Genomic DNA, 24,883 nt, shown 5'->3' with positions numbered 1-24,883 from the left:
CCGCCCCGAAGGAATCGGATCGGAGCGCCAGATCGCTGTTTTGACGCGTTTTCTTGGCGCGAACCGGTATCCGCTTCGCCCGGAAACCCTGTAGCCGTCGCTATTGCATAGGACGTCTGCGGGAACCGTATTGCTGGAACCGAGTTCCATTGCGGGGGCTCGACCAGCAGGCGATTCATGAAAACCGCAATAGCGTGCGCGGCCGTGCTGCTGTTTGCCTCTTGCACGGCAAACGCTCAGAGCGGCCTTGCGTCCTATTATCGTGGCATCGGCAGAAGCGGCGAGATGACCTGTGCACATCGCACCAGGCCATTCGGCAGCATGATCACGGTGTCCTACCGAGGGCGATCCATCCAGTGTCGCGTCAACGACCGTGGCCCGTTCATTCGTGGACGGATTATCGACGTCTCCACCGCGGCAGCGCGCGCACTCGGCATCATTCAGCTCGGCGTCGCGCATGTGCTGATCGAGTAGATTCCGTTTTTGATACGTTTTCTTGACGCGAACCGGAGTCCAAAACGCTCCCGGCGTCTACGGATTCACGGTTTCGAGGCGGTCGTCCGTTGCTCGATGATCGCCTTGCGCAGCGTGCGCGACAACGCCTCAACCGAGTAGGGCTTCTGGATCAGTTCGAAGCCGCTATGGGCGCTCTCGGCGAGCACGTTGCTGTAGCCGCTGGTCAGCACCACGGGCAGGCCGGGAAAGCGGTCGCGGATGATTCCGGCGAGCTCGACCCCGTTCATGCCGGGCATGATCACGTCTGAGAACACGAGGTCGGCGGAGAACTCGTTCTCGGAGAGAATAGCGAGCGCTGCATTGGCATCGGCGGCGCGCTTGACCGAATAGCCGAGGTCCTCGAGCAGCTCGGTCGAGAAGCGGCCGACGTCGTCATTGTCTTCCACGACGAGCACGCGATAGCCTCGACCGATCGAGGCTTGCTCGCTGCCGATGATCGCGCCGGCCTTCCGGTCGGCAGGCGGTGCGGCCTGCGGCAAATAGATGGTGAAACTCGCGCCGCGCCCGAGCACGCTGGTGACCTCGATGTCGCCGTCGGACTGCTTGACGAAGCCGAAGGCCTGGCTCAGGCCAAGTCCGGTTCCCTTGCCGACCTCCTTGGTGGTGAAGAACGGCTCGAAGATCGCGTCGAGATTCTCCGGCGAGATGCCGGCACCGGTATCCCGGATCGAGATCGCGACGAAGTCGCCGCTGCGCGCAGACTGCGCGCGCAACGCAGGGATGTTGGCCACCTTCCGGACACCGATCGTCAACTGGCCTTCGCCGTTCATCGCGTCACGGCCATTGACGGCGAGGTTGATCAGCGCGGTCTCGAACTGCCCGATGTCGGCGATCGCGTAGCAATCGGGATCGTCGATCCTGACCTCGATATGGATCCGCCCGCCGACCAGCGGCCGGATCAGCTGTGCGACGCTGTCGACCTGCGCGCCGACGTTGAAAACTTCGGGCTTGAGCGGCTGTCGGCGCGCGAAGGCCAGAAGCTGCGCCGTCAGCTTGGAGGCGCGCTCCACGGTTTCGGAGATCGCGTCGATGTAGCGGCGCCGGCGCTCGTCCGGCAGTTCGCGGCGGCGCAGGAAATCGGTCGCGGAGCGGATGATGGTCAGCAGGTTGTTGAAATCGTGCGCGACGCCGCCGGTGAGCTGTCCGACCGCCTCCATCTTCTGCGACTGCCGCAGGGCTTCCTCGCCGCGGCGCCGCTCGGTGATATCGACCGCCTCGGGCACGGCGCCGATGATGGTGCCGTGCTGGTCGTGCAGCGGCCGCATCTCGAAATCGAAGTAGCGATCGCCGATCGGCAGCCGCAAGAGCATCTCGGTCTTGACGTCCTCGCCAAGCATCGCGGTGGCAAAGGCGCTTCGGACGACTTGCGCAACGCCCTCGCTCGCGCTGAACCACGGCGTATCCCAGAACGGCTTGCCGATGACGTCGGCTGCGTCGGCGCGAATGCCGGCCAGCGCGGTCCTGTTGGCATAGAGCAGCTCGCCATTCTGACTGAGCAGCCCCTGGTATTGATGGCTGGTCTCGAAGATCGCGCGCATCTGCGCTTCGTTTGACTCCAGCTGCGCGGTCCGCTCGGAGATGCGCCGCTCCAGCGACTCGTTGAGCTTGCGCAGCTCGATTTCGGCCTCCTTGGCCGCGGTGACGTCGTGGGCAACGCCGATGAAGCCGATGTGCTTGCCGTTCGGGTCCCAGCGCGGCTGCGACTCCGAGCGCAGCCAGCGCCAATCGCCTGCCGCATTCCTGTAGCGCGCCTCGAGCACGAACGGCTTGAGCGAGAGCTCGCCGGTGATCTGCTGCTGCAGCATGCGCGGCAGATCGTCCGGGTGCAGCGCCTTGCGCCAGTCGAAGACGATGGCTTCCTCGAAGGGAAGGCCGAGGAAGTCGAGATAGGCCTGGTTGGCGAAGGAGCGCGTGCGGTCGAGCTTGGTTACCCAGATCGGTACCGGCGCGCTGTCGGCGATCAGTCGGAAACGCTCCTCGCTCTCGCGCAGCGTCTCCTGCGCCAGCATCTGGTCGGTGACGTCGAGATCGGCGCCGACCAGGCGCAGCGCACGGCCGCCGCGGTCGCGTTCGATCTTGGCGACGACGCGGATCCAGCGGCTCTCGCCGTCATTCGGGCGGATGATCCGGTATTCGGCGGTGTAATCCTCGCTGCCGCCCTTGAGCACGCCGAACAGGTGCTTGACTGTCCGCTCGCGATCCTCGGGATGAATGCGCGCGACCCAGTTCTCGTAGGTCTCGTTGGCCTCCTCGGGCGGCAGCCCGTGAACCAGGAGATATTCAGGGGAGCGACGATTCCTGACGCCGTCGCGGAAGTCGATCTCGAGCCCGCCGATCCGCGCGATGCGCTGGATCCGCGCCAGCTCGGCCTCGCGTTCCTGCAGCGCACGATGGGCGCGGTCGCGTTCGTGCGCGATCTCCTCAAGGTGCTGCCGCAGCCGTTCCGCGGCCGCAGCTTCGGGGAGCACATCTGAGGAATCGGGAGTTGTCATTCGCGCCGGGCAGCCTCAAGCGGCCACAGTCTCACACAGGATGAGGCGGCTTTGCCAGCGATGATTTCGTTGTGATCACTTGCCCTTGGCCGGGGGACGGCAGTTATATGCCCTGCGGAACCCGGCGGCCTGCGCATCCTCCTCGGAGCAGAACCAGCGATCCGGATTGGTCAGGCCCGGATAGCTGCGGCAGGCCTGCAAATGATAGATGCCGATATTGCCGGTGACGCGCGCGCGCACGGCGTATTTGCCCTTGATGTTGCAGCTTGCGGGCATCGCGAGGTCGCCCGGAAACAGTGCGTCGCGGATCTGCTGGTCGCGGTCGGGCGGGCAGGCGTTGCCGAGCAGCGGGCCGTCCTTTCTGCCGACACGAAAATCGTGTGGCGCGACGAAGCAGCCTTTCCAGAGACCCTGGCGATCATCCTTGGCTGCGGCTTCATCCGGCTTGAAGCGCCCGGTGGCCGACGTCTCGACATTCAGCGCGTAGCCTTGGCGGATGAGCACTTCGCTCAGGCTGGTGGGGTCACCCTCGATCTTGCAGACGCCGAGGCGGCGCCTCTTGAAGGTGGGATCAGCGCCGATGTCGTCGCAGTGGATCTGCTTTCCGGCGATCAGCCTGGCCAACTGGTCGCGAGCCTCGACACCGCAGCTCCAGGGATCGGCGTGCTCGTCGAGGCAGGGCTGGTCGACTGCTGGCGCATCGATGCCGTCGAGGCGATAGGTCACACTGCCAAGCTGGATCGTGCTGCCGTCCTTGACGACCGCGGTCGCAGCGTGGCCGGGAAACGCGAACAGGCATGTCAGGAGGAGCGTCGTGACGACCGGATTTCGAAACCGCATCTTTTTCACTTGAGGTCCTTGGCGGGCAGACGACCTTCTAGCACAGGCTACTGCGCTCCAACCAAGCCTTGATTCGTGAGGCCATTTGCGGACATCGGAGCGGACACCCCTCATCATCGATGCAGTCGTCGAGGCCGCCGAAGGCTTCGCGCTGGAGCAGGAAAACCGGCGTCCCGAGGGACGGTACTCCGTCAAACGACGGATTGACTTGCAGAGAACAAAATAGGAACATACGGGATCAACTGATCCTGGATACGCGATGACTTCAGCCCAACCCGAATCCGGCGACGATGACGGGCTGGAAGCCGCCGTCGATCAGGCCATCGCAGCCTGTGGCGGGGACATGCGTTCGACCATCCGCGCGTTGATCGTGGCCAATGAATTCCTGGAGAATGAGGTCAGCGAGCTGATGAAGGCGGTCTCGCACGCCTATGCGCGCGGCCGCTTCAAATCCTATTCGGGCTGAAATCCCCTCCGGCTACCGCCGGAAGTCGGGCTGGAGTGCTATTAGACCGTTGCCTCCGCAGCGTTTTGCTGTACCACGGTTGGGTGACGCCCAATCGCCCGTGCGAGATTGGGCGGGGAGGATCCTGCCAAGTCGAACGATCAAGTCGAACAATCAAGTCGAACAATCCAAGCCCAAAAGCCCAAGCAAGAAGAGCATGTTCAAACGAATCCTGATCGCCAACCGCGGCGAAATCGCCTGTCGGGTCATCAAGACCGCGCGCCGTATGGGGATTGAGACGGTCGCCGTCTATTCCGAGGCGGACCGCGACGCGCTCCATGTCGAGATGGCCGACGAGGCCGTGCTGATCGGCCCGCCGGCCGCGGCCGAGAGCTATCTTCTGATCGACAGGATCGTCGAGGCCTGCCGCAAGACCGGCGCCGAGGCCGTTCATCCCGGCTACGGCTTCCTGTCCGAGCGCGAGGCGTTTCCGCGCGCGCTGGAGGCGGCCGGCATCGTGTTCATCGGCCCGAACCCCGGCGCCATCGCGGCGATGGGCGACAAGATCGAATCCAAGAAGGCCGCGGCCAAGGCCAAGGTCTCGACGGTACCGGGCCATCTCGGCGTCATCGAGGACGACAAGCACGCCGTGCAGATCGCCGAGGAGATCGGCTATCCCGTCATGATCAAGGCCTCCGCCGGCGGCGGCGGCAAGGGCATGCGGATTGCGCATTCGAAGGCGGAGGTCGCCGAGGGCTTCAACCTCGCCAAGGCCGAGGCCAAATCCTCGTTCGGCGACGACCGTGTCTTCGTCGAGAAGTTCATCGTCGATCCCCGCCACATCGAGATCCAGGTGCTCGGCGACAAGCATGGCAATGTGATCTATCTCGGCGAGCGCGAATGCTCGATCCAGCGCCGCAACCAGAAGGTCATCGAGGAGGCGCCGTCGCCGCTGCTCGACGAGCAGACCCGCCGCAAGATGGGCGAGCAGGCGGTCGCGCTCGCCAAGGCGGTGCACTACGATTCGGCCGGCACGGTGGAATTCGTCGCCGGCCAGGACAAGAGCTTTTACTTCCTCGAGATGAACACCCGCCTGCAGGTCGAGCACCCCGTGACCGAGTTGATCACCGGCGTCGATCTCGTGGAGCAGATGATCCGCGTTGCAGCCGGCGAGAAGCTGTCGATCACGCAGAAGGACGTGACCCTGACCGGATGGGCGGTCGAATCGCGCGTCTATGCCGAGGATCCGTTCCGCAACTTCCTGCCGTCGATCGGGCGCCTGGTGAAGTATCGGCCGCCCGCCGAAGCCAACCATGACGGCATTACAATCCGCAACGACACCGGCGTGCAGGAGGGTGGCGAGATCTCGATCTACTATGATCCGATGATCGCCAAGCTCGTCACCCACGGGCCGTCGCGCGCCTCGGCGATCGAGGCGCAGGCCACCGCGCTCGACGCGTTCTATGTCGATGGCATCAGGCACAACATTCCGTTCCTGTCGGCTCTGATGAACCATCCGCGCTGGCGCGAGGGACGGCTCTCGACCGGCTTCATTGCGGAGGAATTCCCGAAGGGATTTTCCGCGCGTCCCCCGGAGGGCGAGATCGCACGGCGGCTGGCGGCGGTCGGCGCCGCCATTGATCACGTGCTGGGCGAGCGCAAGCGACAGATTTCCGGCCAGATGGGTGGCCGCGTCGTGCAGCGCGAGCGCCGCCGCGCGGTGTGGCTCGATCGCGAGGAGATCGCGCTCGACGTCGCGCGCGAGGCCGACGCCATCGCGGTGCGCTTCATCGGCGCCGACGGCCTGCCGGGCAATCCGCACAATCTGGTCTCGAGCTGGGCGCCGGGCGAGGCGGTCTGGCAGGGTACGATCGACGGCAACTTCGTCGCGTTGCAGGTGCGCGCGATCAACAATGGCTTCCGCCTCGCGCATCAGGGTTTCGAGGTTCCGGTCTACGTCTTCACCGAGACCGAGGCGGCTTCGGCCCGGCTGATGCCGGTGGTCTCGGCGGCCGACACCGGCAAGAAGCTGCTGTGCCCGATGCCCGGCCTCGTGGTTTCGATCGCGGTGACCGAAGGTCAGGAGGTCAAGGCCGGCGAGACGCTGGCCGTGATCGAAGCCATGAAGATGCAGAACGTGCTGCGCGCCGAGCGCGACGGCACCGTGAAGAAGATCCACGCCGCCGCCGGCGCCACGCTCGCGGTCGATGCGCTGATCCTGGAGTTCGCGTAAAAAAGCTTCGTCATTGCGAGCGGAGCGAAGCAATCCATCTTGCCGCCTGGAAGGAAGAATGGACGGCTTCGCCGCTTTGCTCCTCGCAATGACGCGGATGGAGTAGCACCATGGCTTACCGCAAACGTCGCGAAACATTGCGGGCGATCCTGTCCGGATCGACCTGCATCCGCCCGGGCTCTGTCTACGATGCGACCTCGATACGGATCGCGGAGGATCTCGGCTTCGAGCTCGGCATGTTCGGCGGCTCGGTGGCGTCGCTCGCGGTGCTTGGCGATCCCGACATCGCACTGATCACGCTGACCGAGCTTGCCGAGCAGGTGCGCCGGATGTCGCGCGCCTCGGCGCTCCCTTTCCTTGTCGATGCCGACCATGGTTACGGCAACGCGCTCAACGTCCGTCGTACCGTACAAGAGCTCGAGGCTGCAGGCGCAGCGGGGCTGACGATCGAGGACACGCTGCTGCCGCAGGCGTTCGGCCAGGCGAAGACGCAATTGATCCCGCTCGAGGAGGGCGTCGGCAAGATGAAGGCCGCGCTCGATGGCCGCGGTGATCCCTCGCTCGTGATCCTGGGACGTACTGGGGCCGTCTCGATCTCGGGTCTCGACGATGCGGTCGCGCGAGCCCGGGCCTATGAGGCGGTCGGCGTCGACGGGCTGTTCTTCACCGGGATCAAGTCGCGCGGCGAGCTGGAGGCCCTCTCGGCCGCAACGAAACTGCCGATCGTGCTCGGCGGCGCGCCGGAGGAGATGACTGCGCCGGACTACCTGGCAAGTCAGCGCGTCAGGGTGGCGCTGCAGGGCCATGCGCCGTTCGCGGCCGCGACCCAGGCCGTCTATGAGACACTGAAGGCGTTGCGCGAGGGTGCCTCGCCGAAGAGCCTCAAGGGGATCGCATCCTCCGAGCTCACCAGTTGTGTGATGCGCGAGGCAGAGACCAAGGCGCGCACCGCGGAGTTGCTGGGCATCAAGACGTGAGCGAGGTCATCCGCCACGTCATGATCAGCGGCCGCGTGCAGGGCGTCGGCTATCGTGCCTGGGTCGAGGCGCAGGCGACGTCGCTCGGCCTCGAAGGCTGGGTCCGCAATCGCCGCGACGGCAGCGTCGAGGCGGTGTTTTCAGGACCGGAAGATACCGTATCCGGGATGATCGTCGCCTGCCGGCGCGGACCGTCATCGGCACGCGTCGACAATGTGCAGGTGGACGCTGGTACGTCCGACATGTTGAGCCTGCGCGGGGCAGGCGACCGCTTCGCATTTCTGCCGACGGTCTGACGCGACCTATGCCGCCGAGATCACGAGAGCCTGAATCTTCCCATCGATAGGACCGTTGCCGAAGCGGCGCGCCAACGCTTCTACCACGCGGTGGGTTGCGACTTCGAGACCCGGCTCACCCCGCGCCTCGATCTCACCGCGCATCGGCGTGCCCTGGCAGTAGGCGATGGCGGCGTCCTGCGCCGAGGCCGCGGGACTTCGGTGAGTGACCGTCTCGATGTCAATGTCGCGAAAGCCCGCGGCCGTCAGGTCGTCGCGGATACGGACCGGATCGTGATAGCCATGCGGCGTCCGCGCCATGAATTGCGGCGGATCGCCGGGAAACACCAGGTGCATCGTCTGCTGCATGACGTCGGCGAAATCGTTCTCCTCGATTTTATCCCAGACGTTGAAAAGGAAGCGCCCGCCGGGCCTGAGCACGCGCCGTGCCTCGACATAACCTTTGACGCGGTCGGGGAAGAACATCGCGCCGAACTGGCAGGCGACCGCGTCGAACCTTGCATTACCAAAGGGCAGCGATAGTGCGTCAGCCTGCTGCCACGAGATGTTCGTCTTGCCCGCGAGATGGGTCTTGGCCTGCGCCAGCATCGGCTCGTTGAGATCGGTCGCAGTGATGTGCGTCTCGGGCAATTCGGTGGCCAGCACCGTCGTGACGGCCCCGGTGCCGGCCGCGATCTCCAGCAGGTCGCGCGGCCGATGGCCCTTGATGCGCAGCGCGAGGTCGCTGGCATAGGGCGCAAAGATCATCGGCACCATGAGGCGGTCGTAAAGCTGCGGGACCGATCCGGCGAAGACCTTGTCGGAGGAGGGCGCCGTCATGATGCGTTCCTTTTGCGAAGAGCGAGTGGCCGATCCTGGCCGCCGCGGGCTAAGGCTGTCCCCGAAGCATGAACCGATGGTCGACCCCTGCCAATGCGTCGAATAGCGCGCGGCAGCCCCGCTGTCGTAAGTGCGGCAGCAGTCCTTGACTTCCAGTCCGAAATATCTGATATTTCTGTCATGACAGAAATAACCGCCAAGAAGAAACTCCCCGCCGTGGTCGAGCGCTTCATCCTGCATTGGGGCGACATGGGCGACCAATGGGGCGTGAACCGCTCGGTCAGCCAGATCCACGGGCTGCTCTATCTGGCGGAAGCGCCGATGACGGCCGAGGACATCGCCGACACGCTCGGGATGGCGCGCTCCAACGTCTCCAACTCGATCAAGGAATTGCTGTCCTGGGGATTGATCCGGCGCGTGCCGATCCTCGGCGACCGCCGCGATCATTTCGAGGCCGAGACCGACATCTGGGAGGTGGCGGCCAAGATCGCCGCCGGCCGCAAGGAGCGCGAGATCGATCCCGCGGTCGCGGCGCTGCGCGCCTGCGTCACCGACGCTGCCGATGATCCGAGCATCAGTGCGGTCGCGAGCAAGCGGCTGAAGGAGATGCTCGCGTTCACCGAACTGGTCGACCGCTGGTACGTGCAGATGCTGAACGTGCCGCGGCCGCGCCTGGTCGCGCTGATCAAGCTCGGCGAGAAGATCGTGAGTTTCCTGCCTACAGGCCGAGCCAAATAGGGGCAGGGTGTAACGGGAGTATGCGATGGCGTCAGCAAGGACATCCAGGACATCGCCGGCTTCCAACACGAAACTGCTCGACGATCATCGCTTCCGCGCGTTGCTCTCGGACGAGGATTGGGGCCGCCTGCCGATCGCGATCTGGCGACGCTTCACCAAGCGCTTTGCGGACGGCAGCACCGTCGTCTATGTCGGCGCGGTGGACGAGGTCGCTTTCAGCCGGATCGGCTGGTGGTTGGCACAGGTGGCGCGCCTGGTCGGCGGACCGCTTCCGACGGGCAGCGACACCGGCGTGCCGATGATCGTGACGGTCACTGAGGACACGGCCAGCGGCGGCCAGATCTGGACCCGAATCTGTGCGCGGCGCGGCGGTTTTCCTCAGGTCATTCACTCCGCCAAGCGTTTTGCCGGTCCGACCGGGCTCGAGGAATATGTCGGCTGCGGCGTCAGCATGGCGCTGCGGATCGCGGTCGAGCATGAGGCACTGGCGTTCCACAGCGTCGGCTATGCGCTGCAGCTCGGGCGGCTGCGATTGCGGCTGCCCGACTGGCTGTCACCGGGCGATCTCACCGTCACGCATTCCGATCTCGGCGGCGATGCCTTCCGCTTCACGCTCGAGATCATCCACCCGCGTTTTGGCCGGCTGATCCGCCAGTCGGTCGTGTTCAGGGAGGCCTCGTCATGACGCCGCTGCTTTGGACGCTGATCGCCATTCAGATCGCGATGGGCGTGTTCGACACCTTCTATCATCACGAATTCACCGAACGGCTGGCCTGGCGTCCCTCGCAACGCTACGAGCTCAGGCTGCACGGCGTGCGCAACATGCTCTATGCGCTGTTGTTCCTGTTGCTCGGCTGGCTCGAGGTGCACGGCATCTTCGCGATCGCGATCATCGCGGTGCTGGTGATCGAGGTCGTCGTCACGCTGATGGATTTCGTCGAGGAGGATCTGAGCCGCAAGCTGCCGCCGAGCGAGCGCATCAATCACACGCTGCTCGCGCTCAATTATGGCGCGATCCTCGTGCTGTTGCTGCCGGTCCTGACCGGGTGGGCGGTGCGGCCGACCGGGATTGCGTTGGCTTATGCCGGATGGCTCAGCATCGTCGCAGCCGCCTCGGCGGCCGGTGCTGCGCTGTGCGGCGTGCGTGACCTTGCCGCCGCGGCGCGGCTCGGGCGGATGACCAGCGTGCACGCGGGATCGCTCGTCGACAGGGTGCCGGCGCGACAGACCGTGCTCGTGACCGGCGCGACCGGCTTCATCGGCAGTCGGTTGGTGGCAGGACTTGTGGCATCGGGTCATCAGGTGATTGCGCTGATCCGCAATCCGGCCAAGGCCGAGCTGCTGCCGCAGCCGATCACGCTGATCACCAGCCTCGACCAGCTGCCGGCCGAGGCGCGGATCGACGCAATCGTGAATCTGGCGGGCGAGCCGATCGGCAACGGCCTGTGGACCGAAACCAAGCGCCGCAAGATCCTGGCGTCGCGCATCAACATGACCGGCGACGTGGTCAGGCTGATCGCGCGGCTCGACCGCAAGCCTTCCGTGCTGGTGAACGGCTCGGCGATCGGATGGTACGGGCTCTGGCAGGACCAGGTGCTCACCGAGTCCGCCAAGTCCCACGCGTGCTTCAGCCATGAGCTCTGCGAAGCCTGGGAGAGGGCGACACGTCTCGCCGGCGATTATGGCGTGCGCGTGGCCTGTCTGCGGATCGGCCTGGTGATCGGGACCGACGGTGGCTTCATCACGCGGATGCTGACCCCGTTCGAGTTCGGTCTCGGCGGTCCACTCGGGTCAGGCAAGCAGTGGATGTCCTGGATCGAGCGCGACGATCTCGTCCGCCTGATCGCGCATGTCATCGCCAGGCCTGAACTGTCAGGGCCGATCAATGCGACGGCGCCGATCCCGGTGACCAACACCAGGTTCACCGAGGAACTCGGACGCCGCCTGCATCGGCCTGCAATCTTCCGCGTTCCCGCCGTGCTGCTGCGCGTGGTCGGTGGCGACTTCGCCGACGAACTGCTGCTCGGCGGCCAGCGCGTGCTGCCGAACAAGGCGCTCAGCAACGGCTTCGTGTTCCGCCACGAGACCCTGCGCAGTGCGTTCGAGGCGATCTTGTGAGCGTCGTGTCACGCCGCTGCGGCGACGCTCCGGAATGTTGCGGCGAGCGTGCGCAGCGCTGCCAGCTTGGCGGGATCGCCGACTTTCGAATGCAGCATCACCTTTGATGCGCCGAGCCGCGGCAGATTGTGCGCTGGCCCGATGTCGATCAACCCCGGCGGCGCGATCCGGCGGGCGAGGGGCGCGACCGCAAGGCCGGCGAGCGCAGCTGCGGCCACCGCCGTGACGCCGCCGCCGACGAAGCCTTCGGTCCAGGTGATGCCAGCCTTGTCGAGCGCACGCACGACCTGCGCGCGGACGCCGCAGGGCGGTGCGAGGCTGGCGAGCGGGAGCGCGTCGCCGCGCCGCCACACGAAGCGCTTGGTGGCGAACCAGCCGAACTCGTCCTCCGCGAGTTTCTCGCCGCCGCGCCGGCTGCCTTCCTGGCGCACGATGACGGCGTCGAATTCGCCGGCATCATAGCCATCGAGCACCTCGCGCGAGAAGCCGATGGTCACGGCGAGCGCCAGCCGCGAGGCCATCGCATGCAGCCGCTCCAGCAGCGGCACCAGTTCAGGGCCGGCGGCGTGATCGCTGATCCCGAGCGTGAGCCGCTGGCGCGCCGGCCTCTCGCCCGACAGCGCGCGATCATGCGCCTCCATCAGCGCGCGGGCATGGTGCAGGAAGGCCGAGCCGTCGGCGGTGAGCCGCACGGCCCGCGGTGATCGTTCGACCAGCCGCTTGCCGAGCAGCGTTTCCAGCCGCTGCAATTTCATGCTGACGGCCGCCTGCGTGGTGCCGAGCGCTTCGGCGGCGCGGGTGAAGCCCTGCAATTCCGCCACGAGGAGGAAGGCCTGCACGGTATCGATGTCGAGCGTGGTCATGATCAAGGTTGGTTATCATTGCTATTGATATAGATAAGATACCAATATGATGGGGGAAGGTCTAGCTAGGGGAGGCGCGGCTGCTCGCGCCAACGGAATTTCAAGGAGAACGATCATGCCCCTCATCACCATTACCTACGCCACCTCCCGCCAGACGCCGACGCTGAAGGCGGACATCGCGGCGGCGGTGTCGGAACTCACCGCAGGGATTCTGCACAAGGATCCCAGGGTCACCGCTGTCATCGTCAAATCGGCCGATGCGGCCGACTGGTTCGCGGGCGGCAAGTCGCTCGCCGAGCAGAATCTCGCGAGCTACTGGCTCGACATCCACGTCACCGAAGGCACCAACACCAAGGACGAGAAGGCGGCCTATCTCGCCGCGCTGTTCAGGCGGATGGGCGAACTGCTCGGTCCGCTGCACACCGAGAGCTATGCCCATGTCGACGAGGTCAGGGGCGACGCCTATGGCTTCGGCGGCCTGACCCAGGAACGCCGCTATATCGCCGGCAAGCTCGAGGTCTCGCCACAGCGGGCCGCCGCATGACCGCGGCGGGCGCGAAGCTCACGGGCACTGCGCATTGATGGCGCCCTCGATCGTGGCAGTCCAGGCGGCGTATCCATCGGCACTCAGATGGACGCCGTCCGGGACCACCGGGCTGGTCTTCGTCTGCAGCGTGCCGACGTCGATCAGCGCGGCGGATCCGTCGCGGGCGGCCTGCCGGATCACCCGGTCGATATCCGAAAAGCGTGCCCGGTCGATCTCGTCGGCCATCACACCGCTTGCTGCGACCGGCGCCAGCGAGACCACGAAGACCTTGCTGCCAAGTCCCGCGGCGCGCCGCACGATCTCCGGATAGGTTTCGGCAAACGGACGGTGGTCGGTGCGGATGCTGTTGTTGACGCCGACCGAGATCACGAGAACCGCCGGGGCTAGACGGATGTCCCCGAACGCTTCGACGAGCCGCAGCACGCCGCCGGCGACCGCGCCGCCATAGGCGGCATTGATCACCGGCCGGCCACACAGGGTCGGCGAGAAGTGCGCGTCCTGGACGATGCTGTCGCCGACGAACACGACCGGTCTTTCACCGCCCCGCTGCGCCATGAAATCCTTGACGTGCTGGAGGATCTCGCTTTCGCGTCGTTCGGCAATCGATGTGTCCAGCATGTGAAATGACAATCCGGCTACGACCAGGATGACAATAGCGATCAGGGCACGCTTTCGCATCAGCTCAAAGCGCGGGCTGTTCGTGCGGCGTCCCCGCAGCCGCCGCCCCGAATACCTCGGAGAAGGCCTGCCTCAGCGCAACGTCGACGTCAGCCATCGTGACGGGCAGCCCGAGGTCGACCAGCGAGGTGACGCCGTAGCGGGGATCGACCACGCCGCAGGGGACGATCGCCTGGAAATGCGAGAGGTCCGGCTCGACATTGACGGCGATGCCGTGGAACGAGACCCAGCGCCGCAGCCGGACGCCGATTGCGGCGATCTTGTCCTCGAAGCCCGGCCCCTTGTCGGGGCGCCTGACCCAGACCCCGACGCGGTCCTCGCGGCGCTCGCCACGAACGTTGAAGGCCGCGAGGGTGCGGATGATCCACTCTTCCAGCGAGGCGACATAGGCGCGCACATCAGGGCGGCGCCGCTTCAGGTCGAGCATCACATAGGCAACCCGCTGGCCGGGGCCGTGATAGGTGACCTGGCCGCCGCGGCCGGTCTGGAAGGTCGGAAACCGCGGGTCGAGCAGGTCACCGGCCTTACCGCTCGTTCCCGAGGTATAGAGCGGCGGGTGCTCGAGCAGCCAGACCAGCTCCGGCGCCGAGCCCGCGGCGATCGCCGTCACGCGCGCATCCATCTCGGCAACAGAATCGGGGTAGGGGACCGGGGTGTCCGAAATCCGCCATTCGACCGCGTCAACGCCTGCGGGCAGGGCAAAGGTCGTCAAATCAAGGCTTTGGCGGTCATTAACCATTGGCTAACTCTAACGTGGTCAGGTGAATCCACAATTTAGTTCCAGTTCGGCGGTTCAGAAGTGGCCACCCTCGATAAAGTCAGCGTTGATCTCATGGTGGTCCTCGGCACGACCACCATGCCCATCCACCAGGTCATGCGGCTGTCCCGCGGTGCCATCATCGAGCTGGACGCGACCGAGGCCGACGAGGTCAAGATCCTCGCCAACAACCTCCCGGTCGCCAGCGGCGTCGTTCTGGTCGATCGCAACCGGATTGCGGTCGAGGTCAAGCAAATGCTGCCGAAATCTCCCGATGTCAGGTAGTTAATTCGCTCACCAAGCGCCTTGTCCCTGCATCCGTGATTTGTTACATGGCGCCGTCGATCCGGCGGCGCCCCATGGGTTCCACCCGGTATCCCAAGCGCTCGTGGCGGAATTGGTAGACGCGCTGCCTTGAGGTGGCAGTGAGTAACATCGTGGGGGTTCGAGTCCCTCCGAGCGCACCAGCCATACAGCACGATTTCGGCTTGCCCGGCCGCTGCCGGGAGCGGATGCGTCATGCCCGTTCGGCGGAGCGCCTGATGACGTTGTTGAGTTACGCCTACCGTATCGCCTCCAACTTCGTGTTCCTCGGCCTGGTCTATTTCAGCCTCAACTTCCTGGAGCGGTACGAGCAGCGCGCGACGGTCGCGATCCTTGTCCTTGTCTATGCCGCGATGCATGCCTTCGGCGACGTCACCGAGTTGCGCCACGCCGGCGAGATCAAGGCCTATATCGATCTGTTCTTCCTCGCACTGGTGATTCTGCTCTGCATAGCCAAGATCGTGACCAGTTAGAGAGCGGCATGATTCGCTCGGAGAATCGGCCACTCCTCTTTCGGGTCATGCCCTAATCCGGCACCCGTTTGGGGATCGCCGTGGCCTCGGCGCGCGGCGCGCGTTTCTTCAGGCTGGCGAGGCGGACCGCACCTGCGCTCCTGTCGGACGGCTCGGCATGCTGAGGTGCCGGGCGAGCCTTGCCGCGGCCTGCGCCCGGCGGCAGATGCGCGGTTCGCCTGGCGCCCTTGGCCTGGCGCGCGGTTGCTGTCGCGGCCTGCGCGACGCCGTGATTGGCGTGCGACCTGGTCGCGAGCAACGTCAGGCTTTCCCCTTCAGGAATCCGGAACACGCTCGCCGCCGGAACTGCCAGGGTCGAGACAGGATTGCCCTGCGCGACATGCGGCTGCGGCCACAGCGCCTGATGGGGCTGGCCGATGCGGGCGCGCTGCGCGTGATCGAGCGCCTCGGCGTCGCGCCAGTCGAGGGCCGAGAACACCGGAGCCGGCAGCGTTTTACGCGCGGTGTAGACGAAGTTCGGAATTCTCGGCCAGCGCGAGACCGCGATCGTCTCGGACGGCGGATGCATGAACCATTGCTGCGGCTCGGTCGGCGTTGCCGGGCGATCCGGCGTCGCGGGCACGACATGGACGATGCGGTAGCCGCGCGCCTTCAATTCGTTCAGGATCCGCGGCAGCGCCGCGACCGTGCGCGGCTGGATGTCATGCAGCAGCAGGATGCCCTTGTGATGCGCCTCGATGCGCTGGATCGCGAGGTCGTAGACCCGCTGCGGCGAAATGTGGCGCCAGTCATCGGCCGGGAAGTCGGCGCTCCAGGTCTGGATGCCCCGTGAGGCCAGGTAATTCTCGACGCCCTCGGCGCGCATCAATCCGGGAATCCGGAAGAACGGCGCAAGCTTGCTCCTGTCGCCGTTCAGCGCGGCCAGGGTCGAGGCGATGCCGTCGTCGATCTCCTGCCTCGCCCGCTCGATCGGCATCTTGTTCATGGTCAGCGGATGGGTCTGGGTATGCGTGCCGATGGTATGCCCGGCGGCCGCGAGCTTGCGCACGCCCTCCGGGTTGGCCCTGGCCTGGTTGCCGATCGTGAAGAAGGTCGCCTTGATGCACTGGCTGGCGAGAATAGCCAGCACCTGGTTGCTGTATTTCGGCAGCGGGCCGTCGTCGAAGGTCAGCACCACCTCATGATCGGCGAGTGGAAGGGTCTCCCGGTACTGCATGGTGCCGATCCGCGGATGCTCGGTCGGATCGACGACGAGGGTGCGCGAGGTACCGAGCGCGTTCGGATTGCCCGGGCATTCTGCGGCACGGGCCGGCTGCGCGGTGCTGCCCAGGAACATCGCCCAGCCCAGCAGCGCCGTGCCGATGACGGCGCGGGACCGCTTGCGGGTGTCAACCAAAACGCTGGCAAACATGGAACCTCGGCCGCATTTCAAATTCACTGAAAAATCCTTAACGGCGACGCCATGAATGCCACCTTAACGGTCTGTAATCAGCTGCGGGCTCGGGTTCAATGTGTCCGTTCGGACACGGTTTTCATCGACGCCGGCACGATGTGGACGATCCGATAATTGTGATCGTGCAGGTACCGCAAAAAGGCCGGCAGCATGTCATCGGTTCGCTGCTGCGGGTCATGCAGCAGGAGAATTCCCTTGCGGGCGACTTCGAGCCGCCCGGTCAGCAGTTTCAACTCCTCCTCGGGGGTCATCTTGACCCAGTCGCTGGCCCAGAAATCCGCCCCGAACACCGCGATTCCGCGCTTTTGCAGCCGGTCCAGCAGCTGAGGGGTCTGCTCGAAGTAGGGGAAACGGAAGAACGGCGTGCTCGGAATCGTGCTCGCGGTTCCATTCAGCGCCTTTTCGACCGCCGCGATGCCGCGGTTGATATTGGCTTCGGCCTCGTCCGTCGTCGGCTTGTTGAGGTGCGGATGGTCCCAGCTGTGGTAGCCGATGGTATGGCCAAGGCGCGCGACCTTGCGCACCATGTCGGGATACTCGGTCGCGTTAAGGCCGACCATGAAGAAGGTGGCCCGTACGCATTCGGCGGCAAGAGCCGTCAGCACCTTGTCCGTCTTCCCCGGCGTCGGCCCGTCGTCGAAGGTCAGCACGACCTCGTGGTCCTCGAGCGGCAGGGTCTGCGGAAAGCTCTTCAGGCCCACGCGCGGGTAGGTCGCAGGATCCACTTCCAGCACGCGCGAGGTGCCGAGCGCATCCTTGCGCGGGCAGTCGGCAGCGCGCGCCGACGCGGTCAGGGCGACCTGCGCAAGCGCGATCGCGGCGAGCATTGCAACGGCACTCCGGACCGATCGTCCGTTGAACATATTTCTCATTGCACAAGCCGTTGCCGGTTGGGTATTCCGTTGCTTACAACTCAGACCAATTCTCCAATCCTGTCAAACCGGCGAGATACGGCATGGCCGAGGAAATCGACGTGGCCCGACCGGCCGGGACAGAGCTCCTGGACCGTGTGCCGATGCGGGACGAGGAGGGCCAGCTGCGCCCCGAATTTGTCGAGGAGATGACCCGCGCCATCCATGCTGCCGACCGGCCGCTGCTGTGTGAGGTGGTGGCGGAACTGCACGAGGCCGATCTCGGTGACCTCATCGCGGCGCTGGCACCCGAGGACCGCGTCAACCTCGTCGAGATCACGGGCACGGATTTCGACTTCTCGGCCCTCAACGAGGTCGACGAGGCGGTCCGCGAGGAAATCCTCGAGGAACTCGAGCCGGAGACGGTGGCTGAAGGTGTTCGCGAGCTCGAATCCGACGACGCCGTCGAGCTGCTGGAGAGTCTCGACGAGGAGGACCAGGAAGAGATCCTGGAGAAGCTGCCGCCGGCCGAGCGTGAGGACATCGAGCGCAGCCTGCTTTATCCGGAAAACTCCGCCGGCCGGCGGATGCAGACCGAGTTCATCGCCGTGACGCCGGGCTGGACCGTCGGGCAGGCGATCGACTACATGCGCGACACCCCCGATTTGCCGGATCGCTTCTACGAAATCTACGTGGTCGACGCCGACCGGCATTGGCTCGGCGCGGTCGCGCTGGACGTGCTCCTGCGCGCGCGCCGCCCGGTGCCGATCACCGACCTCGTCGACGAGGACCGCCGCCGCGTCTCCGCGCTTGAGGACCAGGAGCAGGTCGCGCGGATGTTCGGCAAGTACAATCTGGTCGCAGCTCCCGTGGTCGACACCACCGACCGGCTGGTCGGCGTGATCACGATCGACGACGTCGTCGACGTCATCGAGGAGGAGGCCGACGAGGACCTCAAGGCGCTCGGCGGCGTCACCCATCCGGAAGAACTCTCCGACACGGTCTGGACCATCGCCCGCGGCCGCTTCAACTGGCTGCTCGTCAATCTCGCGACCGCCTTCCTCGCCTCGTCGGTGCTCGGCCTGTTCGAGGGCCAGCTCGAGAAGATGGTGGCGCTCGCGGTGCTGGCGCCGATCGTGGCGAGCCAGGGCGGCAATGCGGCGACCCAGACCATGACGGTGGCGGTACGTGCGCTCGCCACCCGCGAACTCGGCTCGTTCAATGCGCTGCGGGTGGTGCTGCGCGAGACCATGGTCGGGCTGGTGAACGGCATTGCCTTTGCGATCATCACCGGCATTGCCGCGTTCGCCTGGTTCAAGATCCCCGGCCTCGGCATGGTGATCGGGCTTGCGATCATCTGCAACCTGGTCGCCGGCGCGCTGGGCGGCATCCTGATCCCGATCGTGCTGGAGCGGGTGCGGGCCGATCCTGCTGTCGCCTCCGGCACCTTCGTCACGACCGTCACCGACGTGGTCGGCTTCTTCTCCTTCCTCGGCATCGCCACGCTCTGGTTCGGCCTGAAATAGATCGGCCGAACCAGTCCGCATGTCGCGCGAGGAGCGCGCGTCGGGCGCGAGCCCTGTCTTTAATCGGGCCTTAATCGCCTTCACCGATGATGCTGCCATTCCCAAGAGGGGGACAGCATGCAGCGCTTGCGGCTCAAGGCGGACGGACGGATCGTCGAACTTCGCGATGGCCAGGAAATCCCGCTGGCGTTGCCCGTGATGGCAACGGCGGCCCCGGTCAAGCCGGCCGTGCGTGACCTGCGCCGCCGCGCGCAACTGACCCAGACCGAATTCGCCGCCAGGCTCGGCGTGCCCGTCGAGACCATCCGCAACTGGGAGCAGGGCAAGCGCGCGCCACGCGGCCCCGCCCGTGCGCTGCTCGCCGTCATCGCCCATTCGCCCGAGACGGTGTTCGCCGCATTGTCGAGCGCGCCGACGCCGGCGTGAGGCGGCACGACCCTCTTTCTCTTACGGACGCAACTCTACATTCTCGCGACATGAATCGTCCGAGTCTTGCATCTCGTTTCGCCGCTCTGTGTGAAGAGGGCGCAGGGAAAGCCGGGTGCCGATCGCACCCATGGGCCCGGTGCAACAAAAAAGCACCGGGGTAGGACCACAGGTGTAACCGGAGCAACCCGGCTTTCCCTGCGCGATGGGTTACGGCTTATACGTGCTCTCCCCGGTGAGACTGGGCTTTTTTGTCACCGTCTCGCGAAGATGCTTTCGCATCTCGCGGGAGACACCTGCCACTAGGGCGTCAGGCCTGCACGATTTCGCCGTCCGCCTCATGCGCTCTCGTCAGTCACGCATGCAGCGTCCACCGCATCCCACCACCACGTTCGTGACGATCGCGAGCGCCCCTCGAGCGGGTGAGACGGGAAATTCTATACACTGATTTGTCGTTACGATAAACCGAATTATTTTTGTGACGGGGACTTGCGCCGTCGGGCAAATCAGTGATTGGGGCTATCAGCCGCCGCGGTCGGCGCGGTGAAGATCAGGGACATTCCCGCAAGCAGCAGCACCAGCACTGTCTTGCGGAACGTCTCGTCATCGATTTTCCCGAACAGCCTGAAGCCGGACCAAAGACCGGCGGCCATGAAAGGAACGCCCCACGCATAGAGCGTCAGCGTGTCCCTGGTGATGCTGCCGGCAATGGCCTGCGTTATCGAGATTACGACGAATGCGACAAACAGCACCGGCTGAAACACGGCGCGTTGCACGTCCTTGGGCCAGCCGCGCCATTGGCACGAGATGGTGGAGATCACGCCGCCCAGCCCGGTCAACCCGCCGAGCATGCCGTTCGAGATACCGATCGCGATGTCGGCTCCGGTTCCGATCTTCACTGGGGCGAACACGGGACGCGCAAGCCCGTAGATCGAGTAGATCATCAAAAGCAGGCTACGCCGAACCGGAGATAGGTCGGGTTCAGATACGTGAGGATGCTCACGCCAAAGGGAATGCCGATGACGGTCCCAAGTGCAAGTGGCCAGGCCTTTCTCAGATCGAGAGCATGCCGGAGCTTGAAGATGCCGTAGCCCTGCGTCAGCAGGCCGTAACCGGCGATAAGTGTCGCGGTCTGCATCGGAGTGATGATGTGCAGCCATACGCCCGATACGACGAGGCCCATCGCAAATCCGGAAAATCCGCTGACGAAACCGCCGACAAGAGCGGCGAGAGCAAATACCGCAAAGACAAGTCCATCCATAGGGCGTTCCCCCGAACGAGGCAGGCGAGCGCTTGGATGGATACCCATCTGGTGGGGAGGTCGCGGATCCCCAGAATTTGCAGAGCTTTCCCGAGGTAGTAGCGTTCGCTACGGCCATGGGACCGTCACTTCCCTCATGCATGGCGATGAATCGTGCACAAAACTCCTCGGTTCCTTGCGCTGCTCGCGCAAGCAAATGTGCATTCTCTACGAACAAAGCCGGTCACGGCGAGTTGGTGCAGAGGCCCAGCGAGGAAGGAAGACCATCATGAGAAATTCCGCATCCGTTGCCCTGTTATCCACTTTCGCACTGGCTCTCACGTTCGGTGGAGGTGCGGCACTGGCGCAGTCCAGCTCCGTCCAACAAGTTCAGTCGCATCAGCAGTCGGAACAATCGCGCGGGCAGGATCGCGGCCGTGCGGACGACGTCACGATCGGGCGCGACTGGAGGGCGCAAGGCGGCAAGAGCCATCACGCTGCCCAGGCCGCGCCGAACGACGACCACCAAACCGTCGGCCGCGACTGGCGCGCTCATCCGAAGAGCCGGAATCACCAATAGGCCATCTGGATAGAATGGGGGCGCCGGGTTTGCGGCGATGAAAACGGTCGCCGCAAGTCGCGGCCCCGGCAGTTCATTCCTGAACGGCGTGCGCATTGTCGCTCCTCATTTGAGCCCGGTGAGCACCCATGCCGGCTGCAGGATCGGATAGGCTATGAGCCCGATCACTGCCGTGACGGCGATGAGCAGGGGATTGCTGACCTTCCAGCGGAACAGCACGGCCAGCGACACGACGGCCACCAGCGCTGTCAGCCAGTCGCCGACAGCGATCCTGCCGAGCAGGATGCAGGCACCCAGAATGGTTCCGATTGCCGCGGCATAAGCGCCTTTCACAAAGCCCTGCACGTTGGGATTCTTGCGGTGCCGTGCCAGGAGGGGCGCGACGATCAGCACGAGCAGGAAAGACGGCAGGAAGATGCCGATGGTGGAGACGAGCGAGCCCCAGAACCCCGCCACCAGGTAGCCGACGAAGGTGGCCGTGATCACCACCGGCCCCGGGCTCATCATGCCGATCGCGACCGCGACCAGGAATTCACGCTCGTTGAGCCAGCCATATTGCTGCACCAGCCCCTGCTCGAGGAAGGGAACGATGACGAGGCCGCTGCCGAAGGTCAGCGAGCCCGCCTTGAGAAAGAACAGCAGCAGCTTGCCCAACGTCGAGCCGGTGGCGGCAGGCGCGACCGCGGGCGCCGCCGCCGGTATCACCGCAAGCTGCATCGCAACGGGAGGGCGCCTGACGTTGCCGTAATAGACAATGCCGACGATGCCGGCGCCGATGAACAACAGTGCCACCTCGGCTTGCAGGATGACGGTGACGACGAGGCAGATTCCCGCGATGATCCACTGCAGCCAGTCCTCCATGCCGAGCCTGGCGAGCCGGTAGCAGGAATGCAGGATCAGGGCGATCACGGCGGGGCTGACGCCGTAGAAGATGCTGGTGACCGGTTGCAGGTCTCCGAGATAGACATAGAGCGCGCCAAGGGCGGCGACGATGACGAAGTTCGGCAGGATGAAGGCCCAGCCGCCGGCCCACGCCCCCCAGAAGCCGCAACGCAGATAGGCAATGTAGATGCCGACCTGGATCGCGAGCGGTCCGGGGAGCGACTGGCAGATGGCGATGACCTCGCGCATCTGCTCCTTGGAGAGCCACTTCTTGCCGTCGACGAGCTCGCGCTCCATCTGGCCAACGAGCGCGACCGGTCCGCCGAAGCCGAGGAAGCCGAGTTTGAGGAAATAGCGCACGAGTTCGCCCATTCCGCCGCGCTCGCTGGTCGTTGTGGTCGTCACAGTCTCCCCCTTGATTGCTCCCCGGGCTTGACGATCCCGTCGATTGCGAGCTCAGCCCGGATGGCACCCCTTCAATACGCTCGCCTGTCCGCACCGCCTCATCGCACTCGTTTCGTCCCTGCTCAGGCTTCCTTCGAATACTGCTCATACAGTTTGGCGGCGTTCTGCCAGCGGATGGCCTCCATGTAGATGTCGACATAGCGCGCGGCCGCAGCGCCGAAGTCCATGTGATAGGCGTGCTCGTACATGTCGAGCACGAGGACCGGACGGCCGCCGGCGAGCGTGGTCGTGTGATCGGCGGCCCATTGATTGACGAGCCGCTTGTCGCGGGGCGAATAGGCCAGAATCACCCAGCCCGAACCGCCGCCTTCCGCCTTGCCCATGGCGGCGAATTCAGTCCGCCAGCGCTCCATGCTGCCGAAGTCGCGCACGATAGCCTCGGCGAGCGCGCCGCCCGGCTTGCCGGCACCGCCGAGCCCGTCGAAATAGATCTCGTGCAGGATCATAGAGTTCGACGCGATCAATTCTTCGCGCTTCAGCCCGTTGATCATGAAGTTCGGTGCCTTGGCGAAATCCAGCTCGGCGAGCTGGGTGCCAATCGCGTTGAGCCGCTTCACGGCGCCGACGTAATTGTTCTCATAGTGGCTGACGAGTATCTTTTCCGAGATGCCGCTGATCGTTTTCGGATCGAACGGCATCGGTTTGGCCTGATAGGGCATCACCCTTGCTCCTGTCGGTTGGTTGGTTTCGGCAAGCGCCTGGTTGCCGCCGACCATGACGGTTGATGCTGCGACCGCGCCGGCCGCAGCGATGAAGTTTCGACGCTCGTTGTTGATGGTCATCGGGGCTCTCCAGATGTTGAATGACGTCTCGTGGTCGCGTTCGCGGTGGATTGTCCTGACCCTGCGTCCTACTCCTCCAGCAGGCGCACGATGGTCCGGGCGCCGGAGATGTTCTGCACCGAGATCTCGACCGGCTCGCCGAAGCGGACCGCATCGAAGATCAGCCCGTCTTGCACCCTGAATCGCTCCGTCCGGTTTGAGGAGAGACGGATGTCGATGCTGTCGGCGCGCTGATCCACGCTGTCGATGACACCACGCAGCGTCTCGATCGCGGGCGAGCCGGTGACCGCGATGCCCTGGCTCAGCAGCGCGGCGTTTCGGCTTTCAGGCGCCCGCTCGTCGACGTGGGCGGGCGATGCGGCCACGGCCGTGGGCAAGAGGATGATCGCCAATGCAATCATCGTCGATCTCATCATCATGTCTGTTGGCTCCTGGTGTTGTCCCAGCCCCAGGTCAGGTCGCGCGCTCAGGCGATGCCCGCGTTCCGGATGCTCACGGCTTCGCCTTGTTGGTGGGCCAGTTGTGCGTCTCCTTGGTCGCGTCGCGGCACCAGCGGTAGAACGCGTCGTACAGCAGCATGCCGGCGCTCAGCTGTTCGAGGTCGTCGTCGTACATCCGCGACAGGCCGAGCGAGGCGGCAAGCAGGCCCGGCGCCTCCGGCGAGAGGTCGAGCCGCGCAGTGTCGGCGGCGCGCACCATGGTGGCGAGGCGTTGCAGCGCCGGCGTCGAGAGGCCGAACTCCCTGACCATCACGTCGAACGTGCAGAGTTCGCCGCGATGGCTCCAGAACACGTTTTCGATGTCGAACGGCGTCGCCGCGAAGCGTTCGGCCACCGCCTCGACCTCGGCCGACGTGACGAACAGGAAGACGGCCGCAGGATCGACGAAGCGGCGGATTAGCCAAGGACACGCGATGCGGTCGATCTTGGGACGCGAGCGCGTGACCCAGACGGTGCGGCCGCGCCCGTCACGCTTTGGGATCTTGTCGGCAGGCACGGTCGGCAGTTCGGCTTCCGTCCAGCCGAGATGGCCGCCTTCGAGGACTTCGGCGGCGACGCTGCCGCAGCGCAGCCACGCCGCGGTGCCCTCGCTGAGCTTCTGGCCTTTTTGGCAGATGACGACAGCGGACTGACCGGTGAGGCGCGAGGCCCAGTCCTGCACGTCGAGATGGGAGCGGCGCACCGCGCCGGGAATCAACCGCGGATCGGCGGCGAAATCCTCATCGATGCGCACATCGATGAGCGACGGCGCGTTGGCTGTACCGATGAGACGAAGGAGTTTTTCGGATGAGATCGAGGTGTATGATGACATGCTGCGCCCTTGGTGAAACAGGACGCGATACTTGGGCATGTCGCCTCGCGGGGAGATCGCTTTCCCCGAAGTCTGAATTAAAGACCCTGTCGTCTGCAGTGTCAATCTCGGTGTACGCAGGAACGCGGCCCGCGTTCATGCGTTGCGTCGGTTGCCGCGGTTTGTGCCCTCCAATCATCGTGTTTCGAACACGCGCCGCTGCGTGACGTCCTGCCGCTGTGCATTGAACCGAGCATCCAGGTTCGCGAGCT

The 24,883-nt window shown here is 65.1% G+C and carries 28 protein-coding genes and 1 tRNA gene; 14 read left to right on the top strand and 15 right to left on the bottom strand.

Annotated features, from left to right (window positions below; translation table 11 throughout):
• Positions 1 to 177 precede the first annotated feature (177 nt).
• Positions 178 to 474 (top strand): septal ring lytic transglycosylase RlpA family protein, encoded by a 297-nt coding sequence (locus tag JQ586_RS24000; RefSeq protein ID WP_212397079.1) that lies wholly within the window; start codon positions 178 to 180, stop codon positions 472 to 474.
• Positions 475 to 539: 65 nt separating this feature from the next.
• Here JQ586_RS24000 and JQ586_RS23995 read toward each other — a convergent pair whose 3' ends face one another.
• Together JQ586_RS23995 and JQ586_RS23990 are read right to left on the bottom strand one after the other, a co-directional pair.
• Positions 540 to 3,008 carry a PAS domain-containing protein gene (locus JQ586_RS23995; protein WP_212397078.1) on the bottom strand — a complete coding sequence of 823 codons (2,469 nt, stop codon included), beginning with the start codon at positions 3,006 to 3,008 and terminating at the stop codon, positions 540 to 542.
• Between the two features lie 75 nt (positions 3,009 to 3,083).
• A complete protein-coding gene (locus tag JQ586_RS23990; RefSeq protein WP_212397077.1) occupies positions 3,084 to 3,848 on the bottom strand; it encodes a thermonuclease family protein in 765 nt (254 codons plus the stop codon).
• Positions 3,849 to 4,107: 259 nt separating this feature from the next.
• On the opposite strand from JQ586_RS23990, the gene JQ586_RS23985 reads away from it, so the two are divergent.
• The 4 genes from JQ586_RS23985 to JQ586_RS23970 all read left to right on the top strand — a co-directional run bounded on the left by JQ586_RS23985 (position 4,108) and on the right by JQ586_RS23970 (position 7,799).
• On the top strand, positions 4,108 to 4,314 hold the full coding sequence (locus tag JQ586_RS23985) for a hypothetical protein (RefSeq protein ID WP_212397076.1): 207 nt from the start codon (positions 4,108 to 4,110) through the stop codon (positions 4,312 to 4,314).
• Positions 4,315 to 4,510: 196 nt separating this feature from the next.
• Entirely contained in the window at positions 4,511 to 6,526 is a 2,016-nt protein-coding gene (locus JQ586_RS23980) for an acetyl/propionyl/methylcrotonyl-CoA carboxylase subunit alpha (RefSeq protein ID WP_212397075.1), read from the top strand.
• Between the two features lie 110 nt (positions 6,527 to 6,636).
• The gene (locus JQ586_RS23975) at positions 6,637 to 7,503 is read left to right on the top strand and encodes an oxaloacetate decarboxylase (protein WP_212397074.1); all 867 of its coding nucleotides are present in this window, start codon (positions 6,637 to 6,639) and stop codon (positions 7,501 to 7,503) included.
• Complete coding sequence (locus JQ586_RS23970) at positions 7,500 to 7,799, top strand: acylphosphatase (protein WP_212397073.1); 300 nt, start codon at positions 7,500 to 7,502, stop codon at positions 7,797 to 7,799. The genes JQ586_RS23975 and JQ586_RS23970 overlap by 4 nt, the downstream gene beginning before the upstream one ends.
• A 6-nt stretch (positions 7,800 to 7,805) precedes the next feature.
• On the opposite strand, the gene JQ586_RS23965 is transcribed toward JQ586_RS23970, so the two are convergent.
• The gene (locus JQ586_RS23965) at positions 7,806 to 8,618 is read right to left on the bottom strand and encodes a class I SAM-dependent methyltransferase (RefSeq protein WP_212397072.1); all 813 of its coding nucleotides are present in this window, start codon (positions 8,616 to 8,618) and stop codon (positions 7,806 to 7,808) included.
• A gap of 180 nt (positions 8,619 to 8,798) precedes the next feature.
• Here JQ586_RS23965 and JQ586_RS23960 point away from each other — a divergent pair, with 180 nt between their 5' ends.
• Genes JQ586_RS23960 through JQ586_RS23950 form a run of 3 tightly spaced genes read left to right on the top strand, consistent with a single transcriptional unit; the run spans position 8,799 to position 11,474 of the window.
• On the top strand, positions 8,799 to 9,356 hold the full coding sequence (locus tag JQ586_RS23960; RefSeq protein WP_212397071.1) for a GbsR/MarR family transcriptional regulator: 558 nt from the start codon (positions 8,799 to 8,801) through the stop codon (positions 9,354 to 9,356).
• A 25-nt stretch (positions 9,357 to 9,381) separates the two neighbouring features.
• Positions 9,382 to 10,041, top strand: a complete 660-nt coding sequence (locus JQ586_RS23955) for a DUF4166 domain-containing protein (protein ID WP_212397070.1) — start codon at positions 9,382 to 9,384, stop codon at positions 10,039 to 10,041.
• A complete protein-coding gene (locus JQ586_RS23950; RefSeq protein WP_212397069.1) occupies positions 10,038 to 11,474 on the top strand; it encodes a TIGR01777 family oxidoreductase in 1,437 nt (478 codons plus the stop codon). Before JQ586_RS23955 ends, JQ586_RS23950 begins: the two co-directional genes overlap by 4 nt.
• Positions 11,475 to 11,482: 8 nt before the next feature.
• On the opposite strand, the gene JQ586_RS23945 is transcribed toward JQ586_RS23950, so the two are convergent.
• Complete coding sequence (locus JQ586_RS23945) at positions 11,483 to 12,340, bottom strand: LysR family transcriptional regulator (RefSeq protein WP_212397109.1); 858 nt, start codon at positions 12,338 to 12,340, stop codon at positions 11,483 to 11,485.
• Between the two features lie 112 nt (positions 12,341 to 12,452).
• Here JQ586_RS23945 and JQ586_RS23940 point away from each other — a divergent pair, with 112 nt between their 5' ends.
• Entirely contained in the window at positions 12,453 to 12,881 is a 429-nt protein-coding gene (locus tag JQ586_RS23940) for a 4-oxalocrotonate tautomerase family protein (protein WP_212397068.1), read from the top strand.
• A gap of 18 nt (positions 12,882 to 12,899) precedes the next feature.
• Here the strand turns inward: JQ586_RS23940 and JQ586_RS23935 are convergent, their stop codons facing one another.
• Both JQ586_RS23935 and lipB read right to left on the bottom strand, forming a co-directional pair.
• Positions 12,900 to 13,502, bottom strand: a complete 603-nt coding sequence (locus JQ586_RS23935; RefSeq protein ID WP_212397067.1) for a GDSL-type esterase/lipase family protein — start codon at positions 13,500 to 13,502, stop codon at positions 12,900 to 12,902.
• A 64-nt stretch (positions 13,503 to 13,566) separates the two neighbouring features.
• Positions 13,567 to 14,301 carry a lipoyl(octanoyl) transferase LipB gene (gene lipB / locus JQ586_RS23930; RefSeq protein ID WP_212397066.1) on the bottom strand — a complete coding sequence of 245 codons (735 nt, stop codon included), beginning with the start codon at positions 14,299 to 14,301 and terminating at the stop codon, positions 13,567 to 13,569.
• A 60-nt stretch (positions 14,302 to 14,361) separates the two neighbouring features.
• Here lipB and JQ586_RS23925 point away from each other — a divergent pair, with 60 nt between their 5' ends.
• The 3 genes from JQ586_RS23925 to JQ586_RS23915 all read left to right on the top strand — a co-directional run bounded on the left by JQ586_RS23925 (position 14,362) and on the right by JQ586_RS23915 (position 15,116).
• The gene (locus JQ586_RS23925; protein WP_066505938.1) at positions 14,362 to 14,604 is read left to right on the top strand and encodes a FliM/FliN family flagellar motor switch protein; all 243 of its coding nucleotides are present in this window, start codon (positions 14,362 to 14,364) and stop codon (positions 14,602 to 14,604) included.
• 97 nt (positions 14,605 to 14,701) lie between these two features.
• Positions 14,702 to 14,786, top strand: a tRNA-Leu gene (locus JQ586_RS23920).
• 75 nt (positions 14,787 to 14,861) lie between these two features.
• Positions 14,862 to 15,116, top strand: a complete 255-nt coding sequence (locus tag JQ586_RS23915) for a hypothetical protein (protein WP_212397065.1) — start codon at positions 14,862 to 14,864, stop codon at positions 15,114 to 15,116.
• A 52-nt stretch (positions 15,117 to 15,168) separates the two neighbouring features.
• Here the strand turns inward: JQ586_RS23915 and JQ586_RS23910 are convergent, their stop codons facing one another.
• Positions 15,169 to 16,527: a polysaccharide deacetylase family protein gene (locus tag JQ586_RS23910; protein ID WP_212397064.1), complete on the bottom strand. Its 1,359-nt coding sequence runs from the start codon at positions 16,525 to 16,527 to the stop codon at positions 15,169 to 15,171.
• Between the two features lie 95 nt (positions 16,528 to 16,622).
• Positions 16,623 to 17,396 (bottom strand): polysaccharide deacetylase family protein, encoded by a 774-nt coding sequence (locus JQ586_RS23905; RefSeq protein ID WP_212397063.1) that lies wholly within the window; start codon positions 17,394 to 17,396, stop codon positions 16,623 to 16,625.
• A 128-nt stretch (positions 17,397 to 17,524) separates the two neighbouring features.
• Here JQ586_RS23905 and mgtE point away from each other — a divergent pair, with 128 nt between their 5' ends.
• Complete coding sequence (gene mgtE, locus JQ586_RS23900; protein WP_212397062.1) at positions 17,525 to 18,946, top strand: magnesium transporter; 1,422 nt, start codon at positions 17,525 to 17,527, stop codon at positions 18,944 to 18,946.
• Positions 18,947 to 19,063: 117 nt separating this feature from the next.
• A complete protein-coding gene (locus JQ586_RS23895) occupies positions 19,064 to 19,372 on the top strand; it encodes a DNA-binding transcriptional regulator (RefSeq protein ID WP_212397061.1) in 309 nt (102 codons plus the stop codon).
• A gap of 506 nt (positions 19,373 to 19,878) precedes the next feature.
• Here JQ586_RS23895 and JQ586_RS40620 read toward each other — a convergent pair.
• From JQ586_RS40620 to JQ586_RS23865, 7 genes are all read right to left on the bottom strand, one after another.
• Positions 19,879 to 20,316 (bottom strand): TSUP family transporter, encoded by a 438-nt coding sequence (locus JQ586_RS40620; RefSeq protein WP_249148028.1) that lies wholly within the window; start codon positions 20,314 to 20,316, stop codon positions 19,879 to 19,881.
• A complete protein-coding gene (locus JQ586_RS40615) occupies positions 20,316 to 20,633 on the bottom strand; it encodes a TSUP family transporter (RefSeq protein WP_249148027.1) in 318 nt (105 codons plus the stop codon). Before JQ586_RS40615 ends, JQ586_RS40620 begins: the two co-directional genes overlap by 1 nt.
• 295 nt (positions 20,634 to 20,928) lie before the next feature.
• Positions 20,929 to 21,288, bottom strand: a complete 360-nt coding sequence (locus JQ586_RS23885) for a hypothetical protein (RefSeq protein WP_212397060.1) — start codon at positions 21,286 to 21,288, stop codon at positions 20,929 to 20,931.
• Positions 21,289 to 21,297: 9 nt separating this feature from the next.
• Positions 21,298 to 22,479 (bottom strand): chromate efflux transporter, encoded by a 1,182-nt coding sequence (chrA, locus tag JQ586_RS23880; protein ID WP_212397059.1) that lies wholly within the window; start codon positions 22,477 to 22,479, stop codon positions 21,298 to 21,300.
• A gap of 122 nt (positions 22,480 to 22,601) precedes the next feature.
• Positions 22,602 to 23,198: a superoxide dismutase gene (locus JQ586_RS23875; protein ID WP_212397108.1), complete on the bottom strand. Its 597-nt coding sequence runs from the start codon at positions 23,196 to 23,198 to the stop codon at positions 22,602 to 22,604.
• 191 nt (positions 23,199 to 23,389) lie between these two features.
• Positions 23,390 to 23,713, bottom strand: coding sequence for a hypothetical protein (locus tag JQ586_RS23870; RefSeq protein WP_249148025.1), 324 nt, complete (start codon positions 23,711 to 23,713; stop codon positions 23,390 to 23,392).
• Between the two features lie 100 nt (positions 23,714 to 23,813).
• Positions 23,814 to 24,632, bottom strand: a complete 819-nt coding sequence (locus JQ586_RS23865) for a sulfurtransferase/chromate resistance protein (protein ID WP_212397058.1) — start codon at positions 24,630 to 24,632, stop codon at positions 23,814 to 23,816.
• Positions 24,633 to 24,883 lie beyond the last annotated feature (251 nt).

The organism is Bradyrhizobium jicamae (assembly GCF_018130215.1).
GTDB classification, from domain to species: Bacteria; Pseudomonadota; Alphaproteobacteria; order Rhizobiales; family Xanthobacteraceae; genus Bradyrhizobium; species Bradyrhizobium jicamae_A.
This window is presented reverse-complemented; position numbering and strand designations above follow the sequence as displayed.

Bases quoted from the DNA above. Each gene is read 5' to 3' on its own strand.
- JQ586_RS23875 (WP_212397108.1), bottom strand. From the start codon at position 23,198: ATGCCCTATCAGGCCAAACCGATGCCGTTCGATCCGAAAACGATCAGC.
- JQ586_RS23980 (WP_212397075.1), top strand. From the start codon at position 4,511: ATGTTCAAACGAATCCTGATCGCCAACCGCGGCGAAATCGCCTGTCGG.
- JQ586_RS24000 (WP_212397079.1), top strand. From the start codon at position 178: ATGAAAACCGCAATAGCGTGCGCGGCCGTGCTGCTGTTTGCCTCTTGC.
- JQ586_RS23865 (WP_212397058.1), bottom strand. From the start codon at position 24,632: ATGTCATCATACACCTCGATCTCATCCGAAAAACTCCTTCGTCTCATC.
- JQ586_RS40620 (WP_249148028.1), bottom strand. From the start codon at position 20,316: ATGATCTACTCGATCTACGGGCTTGCGCGTCCCGTGTTCGCCCCAGTG.
- JQ586_RS23910 (WP_212397064.1), bottom strand. From the start codon at position 16,527: ATGTTTGCCAGCGTTTTGGTTGACACCCGCAAGCGGTCCCGCGCCGTC.
- JQ586_RS23915 (WP_212397065.1), top strand. From the start codon at position 14,862: ATGACGTTGTTGAGTTACGCCTACCGTATCGCCTCCAACTTCGTGTTC.
- JQ586_RS23955 (WP_212397070.1), top strand. From the start codon at position 9,382: ATGGCGTCAGCAAGGACATCCAGGACATCGCCGGCTTCCAACACGAAA.
- JQ586_RS23990 (WP_212397077.1), bottom strand. From the start codon at position 3,848: ATGCGGTTTCGAAATCCGGTCGTCACGACGCTCCTCCTGACATGCCTG.
- JQ586_RS23940 (WP_212397068.1), top strand. From the start codon at position 12,453: ATGCCCCTCATCACCATTACCTACGCCACCTCCCGCCAGACGCCGACG.
- JQ586_RS23950 (WP_212397069.1), top strand. From the start codon at position 10,038: ATGACGCCGCTGCTTTGGACGCTGATCGCCATTCAGATCGCGATGGGC.
- lipB (WP_212397066.1), bottom strand. From the start codon at position 14,301: ATGGTTAATGACCGCCAAAGCCTTGATTTGACGACCTTTGCCCTGCCC.
- JQ586_RS23975 (WP_212397074.1), top strand. From the start codon at position 6,637: ATGGCTTACCGCAAACGTCGCGAAACATTGCGGGCGATCCTGTCCGGA.
- JQ586_RS23885 (WP_212397060.1), bottom strand. From the start codon at position 21,288: ATGCGCACGCCGTTCAGGAATGAACTGCCGGGGCCGCGACTTGCGGCG.
- JQ586_RS40615 (WP_249148027.1), bottom strand. From the start codon at position 20,633: ATGGATGGACTTGTCTTTGCGGTATTTGCTCTCGCCGCTCTTGTCGGC.
- JQ586_RS23905 (WP_212397063.1), bottom strand. From the start codon at position 17,396: ATGCTCGCCGCGATCGCGCTTGCGCAGGTCGCCCTGACCGCGTCGGCG.
- mgtE (WP_212397062.1), top strand. From the start codon at position 17,525: ATGGCCGAGGAAATCGACGTGGCCCGACCGGCCGGGACAGAGCTCCTG.
- JQ586_RS23995 (WP_212397078.1), bottom strand. From the start codon at position 3,008: ATGACAACTCCCGATTCCTCAGATGTGCTCCCCGAAGCTGCGGCCGCG.
- JQ586_RS23965 (WP_212397072.1), bottom strand. From the start codon at position 8,618: ATGACGGCGCCCTCCTCCGACAAGGTCTTCGCCGGATCGGTCCCGCAG.
- JQ586_RS23960 (WP_212397071.1), top strand. From the start codon at position 8,799: ATGACAGAAATAACCGCCAAGAAGAAACTCCCCGCCGTGGTCGAGCGC.
- JQ586_RS23895 (WP_212397061.1), top strand. From the start codon at position 19,064: ATGCAGCGCTTGCGGCTCAAGGCGGACGGACGGATCGTCGAACTTCGC.
- JQ586_RS23985 (WP_212397076.1), top strand. From the start codon at position 4,108: ATGACTTCAGCCCAACCCGAATCCGGCGACGATGACGGGCTGGAAGCC.
- JQ586_RS23935 (WP_212397067.1), bottom strand. From the start codon at position 13,502: ATGCTGGACACATCGATTGCCGAACGACGCGAAAGCGAGATCCTCCAG.